Origin of the sequence: Paenibacillus tundrae (genome assembly GCF_030812775.1) — a bacterium.
Lineage (GTDB): Bacteria > Bacillota > Bacilli > Paenibacillales > Paenibacillaceae > Paenibacillus > Paenibacillus tundrae_A.
Genome location: NZ_JAUSTI010000013.1, coordinates 18,036 through 30,963, shown reverse-complemented (window position 1 = coordinate 30,963; position 12,928 = coordinate 18,036). Strand labels below are relative to the sequence as shown.

Annotated in this window: 13 protein-coding genes; 1 reads left to right on the top strand and 12 read right to left on the bottom strand. The window is 43.8% G+C overall.

Annotated elements, in window-relative coordinates:
* Nucleotides 1-14: 14 nt before the first annotated feature.
* Nucleotides 15-278: a putative Se/S carrier protein gene (locus tag J2T19_RS20380; RefSeq protein ID WP_056697542.1), complete on the bottom strand. Its 264-nt coding sequence runs from the start codon at nucleotides 276-278 to the stop codon at nucleotides 15-17.
* 150 nt (nucleotides 279-428) lie between these two features.
* On the opposite strand from J2T19_RS20380, the gene yyaC reads away from it, so the two are divergent.
* A complete protein-coding gene (yyaC, locus tag J2T19_RS20375) occupies nucleotides 429-1,034 on the top strand; it encodes a spore protease YyaC (RefSeq protein ID WP_307218980.1) in 606 nt (201 codons plus the stop codon).
* Here the strand turns inward: yyaC and J2T19_RS20370 are convergent.
* The 11 genes from J2T19_RS20370 to rnpA all read right to left on the bottom strand — a co-directional run bounded on the left by J2T19_RS20370 (nucleotide 1,009) and on the right by rnpA (nucleotide 12,729).
* Nucleotides 1,009-1,509 carry a DUF4446 family protein gene (locus J2T19_RS20370; protein ID WP_128104232.1) on the bottom strand — a complete coding sequence of 167 codons (501 nt, stop codon included), beginning with the start codon at nucleotides 1,507-1,509 and terminating at the stop codon, nucleotides 1,009-1,011. The two genes, yyaC and J2T19_RS20370, sit on opposite strands and share 26 nt — an antisense overlap.
* Before the next feature lie 228 nt (nucleotides 1,510-1,737).
* A complete protein-coding gene (locus tag J2T19_RS20365; protein WP_307218977.1) occupies nucleotides 1,738-2,892 on the bottom strand; it encodes an aminotransferase class V-fold PLP-dependent enzyme in 1,155 nt (384 codons plus the stop codon).
* A gap of 150 nt (nucleotides 2,893-3,042) precedes the next feature.
* The gene (locus J2T19_RS20360; RefSeq protein WP_307218975.1) at nucleotides 3,043-3,891 is read right to left on the bottom strand and encodes a ParB/RepB/Spo0J family partition protein; all 849 of its coding nucleotides are present in this window, start codon (nucleotides 3,889-3,891) and stop codon (nucleotides 3,043-3,045) included.
* Entirely contained in the window at nucleotides 3,884-4,645 is a 762-nt protein-coding gene (locus J2T19_RS20355) for a ParA family protein (RefSeq protein ID WP_056697605.1), read from the bottom strand. Before J2T19_RS20355 ends, J2T19_RS20360 begins: the two co-directional genes overlap by 8 nt.
* Nucleotides 4,646-4,812: 167 nt before the next feature.
* Complete coding sequence (gene noc / locus J2T19_RS20350; RefSeq protein WP_145045119.1) at nucleotides 4,813-5,631, bottom strand: nucleoid occlusion protein; 819 nt, start codon at nucleotides 5,629-5,631, stop codon at nucleotides 4,813-4,815.
* Between the two features lie 716 nt (nucleotides 5,632-6,347).
* On the bottom strand, nucleotides 6,348-7,070 hold the full coding sequence (gene rsmG / locus J2T19_RS20345) for a 16S rRNA (guanine(527)-N(7))-methyltransferase RsmG (protein ID WP_307218971.1): 723 nt from the start codon (nucleotides 7,068-7,070) through the stop codon (nucleotides 6,348-6,350).
* The gene (gene mnmG, locus J2T19_RS20340) at nucleotides 7,070-8,959 is read right to left on the bottom strand and encodes a tRNA uridine-5-carboxymethylaminomethyl(34) synthesis enzyme MnmG (protein ID WP_307218969.1); all 1,890 of its coding nucleotides are present in this window, start codon (nucleotides 8,957-8,959) and stop codon (nucleotides 7,070-7,072) included. Before mnmG ends, rsmG begins: the two co-directional genes overlap by 1 nt.
* 222 nt (nucleotides 8,960-9,181) lie before the next feature.
* Nucleotides 9,182-10,558, bottom strand: a complete 1,377-nt coding sequence (gene mnmE / locus J2T19_RS20335) for a tRNA uridine-5-carboxymethylaminomethyl(34) synthesis GTPase MnmE (protein WP_307218966.1) — start codon at nucleotides 10,556-10,558, stop codon at nucleotides 9,182-9,184.
* A 169-nt stretch (nucleotides 10,559-10,727) separates the two neighbouring features.
* On the bottom strand, nucleotides 10,728-11,429 hold the full coding sequence (jag, locus tag J2T19_RS20330; RefSeq protein ID WP_307218964.1) for an RNA-binding cell elongation regulator Jag/EloR: 702 nt from the start codon (nucleotides 11,427-11,429) through the stop codon (nucleotides 10,728-10,730).
* The gene (locus tag J2T19_RS20325) at nucleotides 11,426-12,304 is read right to left on the bottom strand and encodes a YidC/Oxa1 family membrane protein insertase (protein ID WP_307218961.1); all 879 of its coding nucleotides are present in this window, start codon (nucleotides 12,302-12,304) and stop codon (nucleotides 11,426-11,428) included. The genes jag and J2T19_RS20325 overlap by 4 nt, the downstream gene beginning before the upstream one ends.
* 74 nt (nucleotides 12,305-12,378) lie before the next feature.
* Nucleotides 12,379-12,729, bottom strand: a complete 351-nt coding sequence (rnpA, locus tag J2T19_RS20320) for a ribonuclease P protein component (RefSeq protein WP_239290861.1) — start codon at nucleotides 12,727-12,729, stop codon at nucleotides 12,379-12,381.
* Nucleotides 12,730-12,928: the final 199 nt, after the last annotated feature.

Below are 12,928 nucleotides of genomic sequence, written 5' to 3'. Positions count from 1 at the left end.
TCATCCATCCCCCTCTACATCGGTATGTTATCATAGCTGTCTTCGTTTTTGAAATAGAGGCCCCGAATCTCCACGAACTCATTCCGAATGATCTGTTGCACCCTCAGCACATCTTCCTTAGGAAACTGAATACAGAGTGCACAGCCTGCCGTAATCTCTTTCGGTGTTGGGAACAAGTCAATCTCAATCTCAGCGAACTCTAACAACATCTCCGCTCGTAGTGCCTGCTGAGTAGAATCAAACGCAATCAACATCCAATCATCTAACCATTCGTCCATGCCCGGCTCCCTTCAATCTTACTTAGCTCCAAATTACCCTCATTGGGTCACAGCATAACCTTCTCATGAAAAAGCTTGTCCTGACCAAGTATAAAACGCTCTATCCTTCCATATACTGTTACTACCATTCAAGGGGAAAGGATAGATCCTATGAAACCCATCTCGCATTCTTTTTCATCCCAAGATATGACCAGCTTGAAAATTCCTCATACCGATCCTGGCGTACACTCTGCTATTATTCATCGTTTAATGTTCCATCTCTACAAAGCTCATTCGTTGCAAAATGTTGTGATTATATGCATCGGTACTGATCGATCTACTGGAGACTGCTTAGGCCCATTAGTAGGTTCAGCTCTCGCTAAATGGGACAGCCCTCTCTTTCACCTTTATGGCACACTAGATGAACCTGTACATGCTATGAATCTACAAGAAACACTGCACAAAATCCAAGCCACACACCATAATCCATATGTTATTGGAATTGATGCTTGTCTTGGACAATCCTCTAGTGTTGGCTGCATTCAGGTGGTAAATGGCCCATTGAAGCCTGGAGCTGGCGTAAATAAAGAATTACCGCCGGTCGGCGATATCCATCTGACAGGTATCGTTAACGTCGGCGGCTTTATGGAATACTTTGTTCTGCAGAATACAAGACTCAGCTTAGTTATGCGCATGTCTGAGATTATATCCAGCAGTCTTTACTCGGCCATCCGAGAATGGCATACTCGCTCTACTCTGCTTGCTGTGCCAGAGTAATCGCTTCTTTCTCTTCAGGGGAAAGTGTATACGTGGACTCTCCCCCTTTAAGAGGTTTAGCATAGACATAAGAACCATCACGATTATAAAGACCTGTGAGGATCATACCGTCTTGATTATCGTTAATCATTGCCATGGAGAAGCTCAGATCACTACCTCTTTCACCATAAGCATTGTAGCGCTTAACCCCTACTTTACCCTGCATATGGGTCAATTTCTGCATGACTGCTTGTAGCTGATTCGTTTGCAGCTTGTGTTCATCTTCAATGCTATCCATCTGAATCTTCAGATTAATTAACAATGTCTCCAGATCTTCTACTCCTGTGCCAGACATCATCGCTTCATATTTCCGTTTAAACTTACGTAACTTTGCACCCTGTGCAATGCTAGTCACCAGCAAGATTACCAATAGTAATGCCATTCCGCCAATAATCCATAGCAATTGTTCCAGAATCAGCTCATTTAGTTCAGCCATGTAGTGTAACTACCCCTCTGTTTGTTTGTTCAGATTAAGGTCTGTATCCTGTAGCATCATGCCTATATTACGAAATCACCTGATCGATCAGCCCTGGAATACAAAAACCCCTCTTAGGATTTCCTAAGCCCCTTCGTATAACCAAGTGATGCGTACCCGGGTATATCCACTCTCTTTATGTCATGGATTGAGATCATAACATGCCTAACGATGATGTATCCATGCGACTTATGTGAATCTTGTTATTTCGTGCACAGCTTCAATTAAAGTGTTCACATCACTTTGGACGGTGTTGTACCCCACACTTGCTCTAACCGCTCCACTCCGTGTAGTGCCTGCGGACTCATGTGCAAGAGGTGTACAGTGAAACCCAGAACGAACTGCAATGTTGTACTGTCGATCCAGTTTAAAAGCAAGTTGAGCTGAATCATGTCCTTCTACCGTAAAGGATAACAATCCAGTACGAGGGTGTCCAACCTCTGGGCCTAACATTCGAATTCCCGGTACAGAGGCTAACCCTTCCATCATAAACTGTGTCAATTCCCATTCATGTTGGTAGATCCGTTCAGGTGTTAATTCCATCACATGCTTCACACCAGCAGCAAGACCGGCCATACCTACCGTATTAGGTGTACCAGCTTCATACCGATCAGGCCGGACATTAGGTTGCTCTATGGCTTCCGATTGACTTCCTGTCCCGCCATGAAGTAGAGGTTGCACGTCTAACTCTGGGGCAATGTAGAGTCCACCTGTCCCTTGTGGACCTAACAAACCTTTGTGACCAGGAAAGGCAAGCATATCAATGCCAATTCGCTTCACATCAACAGGCATCACACCAGCGCTTTGAGCAGCATCTACAAGTAAAGGAATCTGGCGTTTCCGACACATCTGAGAGATTTCACCTACGGGTAAAATACTACCCAACAGATTAGAGCTATGAGTACAGACAACCATCCGGGTATTCGGTCGGAACATCTTCTCAAGCTGCAATAGATCAACGGCACCCATAGCATCAACCTTTACATAATCTACGGTTACATTTCGTGATCTACGCATGTACTCCAACGGACGTCGCACAGAATTGTGTTCAGCCATAGTTGCAATAACATGGTCACCTTCGCGTAACCATCCCTGAATGGCAAGGTTCAAAGCCTCTGTCGTATTCGAACCGAGTGAAATATCATTTGCATTGCTCACACCAAACAGCGTGGATAATGCCTTTCTAGTGCTAAATAATATGCGACTCGCTTGAACAGCCATCCGATGGCTACCTCTACCAGGATTAGCTCCCGCTACATCCAAAGCCTGCATCATCGCTTCACCAACAGCAGGCGGTTTAGGCCATGATGTTGCAGCATGATCTAGATAGATGACTCTCTCCACCTCATAACCACCCTCTGCTCATTCATTAAACGTAATGCTTGCATTTCACCCTAATAAAATAAATATGACATATCGTTGCTCCATCGTACAGAGGCGATATGTCATCCCATGAGAAAGCCCCGCATGTTGTTATCGAGCGTGAAACATCATCTATTGCAGCAATTCGAGTAGCCGCTCTAGATCTTGTTTACTGTAGTAGTTGAGCTCAATTTTACCTTTTTCCTTGTTGCTATGCTTGATTTTCACAGTTGTTTTGAACCGCTCCCGAAGGGACTCCTCCACTGTATCAATGAATGGATCCTTCTTCTTCAGTTTAGATTTCGCTTTGCCCTCGATTGCTTTAGCGCGATCCAACTGTTGAACTGCTTCTTCCAACTCACGTACACTCCATTGTTGCTCAATGGTTTGTTTAGCAAGTTGTTTCATCATATCAAGATCCTTCACACCTACAATGGCACGAGCATGACCCATGGATAGTGTTCCACGTGAAACATGATCCTTCAATTCATCCGGCAAAGATAACAATCTCAAGAAATTAGCAATATGGGATCGAGATTTGCCCACCTTTACAGAAAGCTCTTCCTGAGTCAAAGCGAACTGATCCATCAACCCTTGATAGGCAACTGCAACTTCCATAGCATTTAGGTTCTCACGCTGAAGATTCTCGATCAGTGCGATTTCCATAACCTGCTGATCACTGAAATTACGAACTACTGCTGGTACAGTGGCATTTCCGCAATATTGAGAAGCTCTGAAACGCCGTTCACCAGCAATAATCTCATACCCTCTCAACACGGTACGTACAATGATCGGTTGTATTACCCCATGCTGGCGAATGGACTCTGCCAACTCATGAATTGCATCCTCATCAAATACTTTACGAGGTTGATAAGGGTTTGCCCGCAATTGACTAATCGGGATCTCAACGACTTTGTCATCATCATTAATTGAAAGCGATGGAATGAGGGCATCCAGACCTTTTCCGAGCCGCTTACTCATATGATATCACTTCCTTTGCGAGCTCTAGATACACTTCTGCTCCCCTGGAACGGGGATCGTACGTAATAATCGACTGTCCATGAGATGGTGCTTCACTGAGTCGAACATTACGCGGGATAATCGTTGAATACACTTTCTGCTGAAAATACTTCTTAACTTCTTCAATGACTTGAATGCCCAGATTCGTACGCGCATCAAACATCGTAAGCAACACACCTTCAATCTGCAAGGAGGTGTTCAGATGTTTCTGAACCAAACGAACGGTGTTAAGCAGTTGGCTCAAACCTTCAAGTGCATAATACTCACACTGAATCGGAATGATCACCGAATCGGAAGCGGTCAACGAGTTAATCGTCAACATGCCAAGGGATGGTGGGCAATCGATCAGTATGTAATCATAATTGTTTTTCACCATGGCGAGTGATTTTTTCAGGCGAACTTCGCGTGATATCGTAGATACCAATTCAATCTCAGCTCCAGCGAGCTGAATGGTTGCAGGAATAATATGAAGTCCTTCGATTTGAGTTTCTACAATAGCCTGCTGAGGATGAACTTCATTAATGATGACATCATATATGCAATTAGCCACATCTGCTTTATTGATTCCGACTCCGCTGGTTGTGTTCCCCTGAGGGTCTATATCGACAAGTAGTACTCTTTTCCCGAGTGAAGCCAATCCTGCACCCAAGTTAACAGATGTTGTCGTTTTCCCTACACCGCCCTTTTGATTTGCTACGGCCATAATCTTAGACAATACCTTCACCTCAAATAAAATAGGAGTCTTTTCCTGTAGGTTATAAGCTACATTTAACACTAAGCAGGTGGCTATCGTCCACACAACAACAACTACCATTTCCTCTATCAATGTCATTCTCCGTGCTATAGACAGAAAAAGCGGCTCATTGCCGCCTGAAGCTTCAATTATTTGCGTTTCGGAATATGGATAACGATTTCATAATGATCCTCATGGTCTTCTTCTTTCGTTTTGATATCCAGACCAGATCCGGAAACCATATCAATCGATTGGCGAATTGTATTCAGTGCAAGTCTAACGTCCTTGGTGAATGAAATGCGTTTCGATTTTTTAATTTTAGAAGCTTCCTTATAGAAGGCAACACGTGCTTCTGTTTGCTTCACATTGAGTTCTTTTTCAATAATTTCAGCAAGCAGCTTCATCTGCAATTCTTCTGTATCTAGTGAAAGTAACGCTCTTGCATGTCGTTCGGAGATTTTCCGTTCCATTAGAGCTGCTTTAATACCTTCTGGAAGCTGTAACAAACGAATCTTATTGGCAATCGTCGACTGACTCTTACCCAAACGCTGTGCTAAACTCTCTTGTGTCAACTGATGCAAATCAATTAGTTTCTGATAGGCCACCGCTTCTTCGATCGATGTTAGTCCTTCACGCTGCAAGTTCTCAATCAATGCAATGGATGCAGCCTGTGAGTCGTTGAATTCACGTACAATGGCTGGAATATGGTCCAGACCAAGCTTTCGAACTGCACGCCAGCGACGTTCACCGGCAATAATCTCATATGATCCATTTCGTACGCGGACGACAATAGGTTGGATAACCCCATGTGTCTTGATCGTCTGCAACAACTCGTCAATTTTTTCATCATCAAAGATCGTACGGGGTTGATACGGGCTGCTCACAATTTCATTGACCGGAATTTGTTTTATCTCGTCTCCGTTATTGCGATCCGCCAAACCAAACAACTTCGAAAATTGTTCTTTCATTCCGTATATTACCACCTAGTTTCGTAATAGCTCCTGCTGTAATGCAGGTGCTTCTTATTCAATATGCGACTCCATATATACCGTCGTTTTTCGAATAAGTTTTGCCTGTACTAACACTTCCTAATTCAATGACTTACTGTATGAAATGTCTATTCATCTATATCAATCTATGATCTCTGAACCACAGGATCGGATACTTCTATTCTATCATCTTTTCTATCATAATCCTATGTTTACCTATTCTTTAAACGCTCTTAATTTTCCTGCTTTTTATTCATTGAAATTGAACGAAACGGAAGAGGTAATTACTTTTCTGAGGGCATTTCTTTTGATATTATGGTAAGTCGTTTCACTTATGTATTATAGAAAAGAAGAATGTTTCACGTGAAACAACATCACCATACTATAGTTTCTTGTTCACACGACTACGATCTATATCCATTAAATATCACTCTTCAATTGACAAAAGAATCACATCTTCGATTTTATATTCCAATCCAGTCCGCCACTCCACGAATGAGCTTAAACCTAAAAAACAACTCACTCTCAGATGAATAATGTAATCTCCTCACACTGTAATCATCAAACAGTATTCGTTTTCGCTATAATCTATTTCTGAACTGTATTCACATTCAAAAAAAAAATAGTGCACCCTGCTAATGCGCTGCATTAACAAAGATGCACTACTGTACTTAATCTGCTTGGGCTACCTGTAATTACACCAAAGGTGTTTTCAGTGGTGTACCTGGTTTACGCGGATACTTATGAGGCGTTTTATCAAACTTCTGAACAAGAATAATATGACGTTCAGATTCCTCTACCGGCAGCTGGAATGGATGAACTGCTTTTACTCGTCCCTTCAACTGGTTGAAGCTGAATTCCGCTTCCTTCATCTCGTCGCGCGGGTCGCCACCCTTCATAGCAGCGAACAATCCACCTTTGCGTACAAATGGCAGGCAGAATTCATTCAATACAACTAGCTTGGCAACGGCTCGTGCCGTAACGAGATCATAACTATCCCGATACCCTTCTTTGCGTCCAAGCTCTTCAGCTCGTCCATGGATTAGTTCAACGTCTGTCAGACCAAGGCGATCCACCACATGCTGCAAGAAACCGATACGTTTATTTAAAGAATCAACGATAGTTAATTTCAAGTGTGGAAAACAAATCTTAAGAGGCAATCCCGGGAAACCTGCTCCTGATCCGATATCGGCCAGCTTCCCAACCTTCGAAATATCCGTGTAAAAAGCAAGCGATACCGAATCATAGAAATGTTTCGTATATACCTGTTCCCGTTCTGTGATACCTGTCAAATTCATCTTTTCATTCCAGGCTACAAGATCCTGAAAGTATAATTCAAACTGTTCCAGCTGAAGTTCATTTAGCTCTAATCCATGTTCCTTCAAGCGCAACTGTAGCTGCTGTTGGATAGCGTCCATTATTGTCCCCTTGCTGCGGTTACACGGTTATAATGTTCCAAGTAGACCAGCAATATGGAGATGTCCGCTGGTGTAACGCCAGCAATACGGGAAGCTTGCCCAATCGAGATTGGACGAATGGTAGAGAGCTTCTGCTTCGCTTCCATCGCAAGTCCGTGAACTTCATTATATTCAATTGTATCCGGAATTTTCTTCTTCTCCATCTTTTGCAAACGTTCCACGTGGATCAATTGTTTCTCAATATAACCCGCATATTTGATTTGAATTTCGACTTGTTCCTTCATATCAGCAGTTAGCTCAACTTCAGGTGGTGAGATCTGCTCAATCCAGTCATACCCCAGTTCAGGACGACGCATCAAGGTCAGCAATGTGCTTCCATCCTGAATTGGTGTTGAACCCGCTTCTTCAAGTTTCGCATTGACTTCCACAGGGCGTACTTTTGCTACTTTCAAACGCTCGACTTCAGCATCTACTTTAGCTTTTTTGTCGAGGAATTTTGCGTAACGTTCTTCTGTAATCAATCCAATATCATGACCGATTTCAGTCAAACGAAGATCTGCGTTATCATGACGAAGTAACAAGCGGTATTCCGCACGTGATGTCAGCAAACGATATGGCTCATTGGTTCCTTTTGTTACGAGATCGTCAATCAGAACTCCAATGTACCCTTGGGAACGATCAAGTACAACCGGCTCTTTACCCTGCACTTTACGCGCCGCATTAATACCTGCCATTACACCTTGTCCTGCTGCTTCTTCGTAGCCAGATGTACCGTTAATCTGTCCTGCAGTGAACAGACCTGGTAAACGTTTTGTTTCGAGCGAAGGCCAGAGCTGTGTAGGTACCATTGCATCGTATTCAATCGCATAGCCGTTACGCATCATTTCTACTTTTTCCATACCTGGGATGGAACGTAGAACAGCCAGCTGAACGTCCTCTGGCAGACTTGTGGATAGACCTTGTACATAGTATTCCGATGTGTTTTTACCTTCTGGTTCAAGGAAAATCTGATGTTTCGGTTTATCGCTAAAACGAACAATCTTATCCTCAATCGATGGGCAATAACGCGGACCCGTACCTTCAATGATACCCGAGAACATTGGCGCACGGTGGAGATTATCGTTAATAATCTGATGCGTTTCAACAGATGTATAGGTCAGCCAACAAGGCAATTGCTCATTGTCAGAAGATTCTGTTTCGTACGAAAAGAATTTCGGCTCGTCATCGCCTGGTTGGATTTCAGTTTTGCTAAAATCAATTGTATCTTTGTGCACACGAGGTGGTGTACCCGTTTTGAAACGAACCAGATCGAAGCCCAGCTCACGCAAGTGCTCAGACAATTTGAGTGAAGGCTGTTGATTGTTTGGTCCACTTTCATACATTAACTCACCCATAATCACTTTACCGCGCAGATAGGTTCCTGTAGTCAGGACGACCGCCTTAGCACGATACTCAGTGCCAGTCTGTGTTACTACGCCTACACACTTATCATCCTCAACGATAAGACGATCTACCATACCTTGGCGCATGGTCAGATTACGTTCATTCTCCATCGTTTCTTTCATTTTGTGCTGGTAAGAGAACTTATCCGCTTGAGCACGCAGTGCGTGCACTGCCGGCCCTTTACCTGTGTTTAGCATCCGCATCTGAATAAATGTTTTGTCGATGTTCCGCCCCATCTCGCCACCGAGCGCATCAATCTCACGCACAACATGCCCTTTTGCTGGTCCACCAATCGATGGGTTACAAGGCATGAAGGCCACCATATCCAGATTGATCGTGATCATCAGTGTTTTGGAACCCATACGTGCTGCCGCTAGTGCAGATTCTACACCTGCATGTCCTGCGCCAACGACGATAACATCATAACTACCGCCATCAAAAGCCATTCTTGTTTACCCCCTTATACCGTCGCACACTTATACTGATGTACGATCGGTTCTAACAACTAAGCGTCTGACGCCTAATCGTAAATTGAATTTTGAAAAATCCGTAACATCTATATCAAAACAATGAGTCATTGTTCATGTAAATCTAAAATACATCACCTATAATAGGGATTGAACTCACCTATCATACACCTTTTTGATACACGTGTAAGCCTGCAAATTTTACTTTCCTAGACAGAACTGGGAGAAAATCTGATCAATCAATGCATCATGTGCTGTATCTCCTACAATTTCACCTAGATGCTCCCAAGCGAGTCGCACATCAATCTGAATCATATCAATAGGAATGAACTGTTCTGCTGCCTCATAAGCGTCTACAAGAGACTGTTTGGCCTTTTTGAGCAACGCAATATGACGCACATTACTAACATATGTGAGATCCGCCGACTCCAGTTTGCCGCTGAAGAACAATGTTGAGATTGCTTCTTCCAAGCGATCTACACCGAGATCATCTTTTACCGACATTGGAACAATGCGATCTTCTGGAATATACCGAAGCAACACATCACGATCTGCCTGCGGAGTTAAGTCCATTTTATTCATAATGATAATGGATTGTCTACCGCGGATTTGTTCCAACAATTCAATCTCATCCACATGCAGAGGCTCAGCCGCATTAATGACCATCAATAGAAGATCAGCATCATTAACTGCAGAGCGGGAACGTTCGACACCAATTTTCTCAACGACGTCCATCGTCTCACGGATGCCGGCTGTGTCGAGTAGCTTGAGTGGGATATTATTAATCGTAACAAACTCTTCAATCACATCTCGCGTTGTACCCGGAATATCTGTGACGATTGCTCGATTATCTTGAGCAAGTGCATTGAGCAATGAGGATTTCCCTACATTAGGTCGTCCAACAATGGCCGTTGTAATCCCTTCACGTAGTATTTTGCCCTGTTCAGCAGTGACTAGCAATTTATCAATTTCAGTCATGACTAGACTGGATTTTTCCTTAATAAAATCAGCCGTGAGTGATTCCACATCATGCTCCGGATAATCAATATTCACTTCGATATGCGCCAGTGTTTCAACCAGTGTATGTCGTAGATCGCGAAGCTTACTGGATAGCTTACCCTCCACCTGCTTCAGAGCAACAGAGAAGGCACGGTCTGATTTGGAACGGATGAGATCCATAACCCCTTCTGCCTGTGACAGATCGATTCGCCCATTAAGAAACGCACGCTTCGTGAATTCACCCGGCTCGGCCAGACGAATATCAAGCTGAAGCAGCAGATCCATTACACGTTTAACAGATACAACCCCACCATGAGCACTGATCTCTACTACATCTTCTGTTGTAAATGATCTTGGTGCTCGCATTACAGTAACCAGTACCTCTTCAACCTTTTCTCCCGTACCTGGTTCAATAATATGGCCATAGTGAACTGTGTGCGATTCTGCTTGTGTTAATGGTGTTTTACTACGAAAAATTTTCTCTGTCTCTGATACTGCATCCGGGCCGCTGATCCGGATCACGGCAATTCCCGCTTCTCCGACAGCCGTTGATATTGCTGTGATCGTATCACTGATCATGGTTATCTCTCCTTGCTCTATTTTCAAATTGCCGCCCAGGATTGGACGCCATATCATTTCTAATAAAACTTACGCTTACCTCATAGGTGGTTAAATATAAAAGGCTTTTGTACGAAAAAAGCAATGACTTCTGCACGGGGCAGGCAGCCATTGCGTCTTCAATTTCGTGTTATTTCGTCATAATGACCACACGCCGATTGGGCTCCTCGCCCTTACTATATGTCTTAATCTGCGGGTTATTTTGCAGTTTCGCATGAATTACTTTGCGCTCGAGTGGTGGCATTGGCTCTAGAACAACTTCCTTACCAGAACGAATGGCTTGTCCAGCTAATCGCTCAGCCAGATCCTCCAGCGTCTTCCGTCTACGTTGACGGAAGTTCTCTGCATCAAGCACAATGCGAACGAAACTCTCTGAATAACGATTGGCTACAATGTTTGTTAAATATTGAAGAGCATCTAGCGTTTGCCCACGTCTGCCAATAATCATGCCGAGATCTTCTCCAGCAATATTGAAGACATGTCCATCACGCTGTTTCTTGATATGCACCTCAACATCCAGTCCCATACCTGCTGCCACTTCTTTTAAGAAAGCAGCCGCTTCCTCATAGGGATTTTTAGCTGCGACACCCTCAGGTGCTTCATGCATCTGAGAGAGAGACGCGGCTGGCTTGATCGGATCTGGTATAACTTCGGGTACAGGGAGAAGCTTAACTTCTACTTTCGCCGCCTTTACTCCAATCAAACCCAGGAATCCTTTTGACGGCTGCTCTAACACTTGTATCTCGACCTTGTCCTGGCTCACGCCAAGCTCAGCCAATCCTTGGTTTACAGCATCTTCAATGGTTTTTCCTGACGCAATGACTTTGGTCATTTCGATTTTTTGGCCCCTTTCGACCCTTTTCCAGAGACGGTCGCTTTGCCACCGTTTTTGCGTTTAGCTCCTTTTTTGGAAGAGCTGTTCTGCTTCACGTTGACCTCAGCCACGACTTTATCATTATTCCGGTAAAGGAAATAGTTTTGTACGATCGTGTAGATATTACTGTAGAACCAGTAGAGCGGCAAGGCGGACGGGAACTGATACGACATAACGAAGATCAGAATCGGGTACACCCATAGCATGAACTGCATTGGACCGATCTGCTGTGCTGGGTTCATACGCATCATCATCCAAGTTTGAATGAATGTAGTGATGGCAGCGAGCACTGGCAAAATAAACAGGTGATCCGGTTCTCCGAGTTGAAGCCACAAGAAATCGTGAGTTCTTAGACTGGAGTTTCCGTAAATGGAGTTATAAAGTGCGATGTAAATCGGCATCTGAATGATAAGAGGCAGACACCCGGCCATCGGATTAACTTTGTTCTCCTGGAACAACTTCATCGTTTCTTGCTGAACTTTCTCAGGTGTATCTTTATACTTGGCTTGAATCTCCTTAAGTTGCGGCTGAATAGCCTGCATTGCTTTGGAGCTGCGAACTTGCTTCATCGTCAATGGTAAAATCAATGTCCGCACAATAAGCACCATAACCAGGACAGCTAGTCCATATTCGCCTTTGAACCATGTTGCGAACGTATCGAGTGCATAAGAGAACCAGTAAACTACATTACTTTGCCAGAATGAATCACTGTTCTTCAGATCTTCTGTAGTAACCCCGGCTCCTTGCGGAGTACATCCAGCTAATACAGCGACCATTGCAATGACTGCAATGAGGAGAATCCACTTCCCCTTTGATGTCTTCAATCGCGACACTTCATAACCCCTCTCTTAACCATTCCATTCCACCGTAAATCATACCATAATTAGGAGGACAAATAAACCAAGGCTTACCTTTTATTAGGCTTCAAAAGAGCCGCCTTCCGCATCACATGCATCAAGCTTTTCTCCATCTCCTGATAGGTCATGTCGAGCGCACCTTTTCTGACAATAAAGATCAGATCCATTTGCGTAACAATCTCTTTTTCATGATGCCGTATAATTTCCTTAATCATGCGTCTCATCCGGTTGCGTACGACAGCGTTTCCGATTTTCTTGCTGCATGATACACCTACTCGGAATTGCTCAGTATCTTTACGGCGGCAGCCATACACCACAAACTGATGATTGGCAAACGATTTCCCATACCGGTATACGCGGCTAAAGTCCGCCCGGTTTCGTAAACGCAGTCTTTTGTACACGGCGCTTCTCCTTGCTGTTCTCCACCATCATGTATTGACGGAGGCCTCATTACTGATTTAGTATAGGCTTTCTTGAATGACAGTAAACTGTCTTAATCACAACTTCATCACGAATCAATGACGACTGAGTACTCGAATTGGACACCCATTCTATTGAGATGAGTATGAATCACTTGCACTAAGGGCAAGCCTTGGCCCT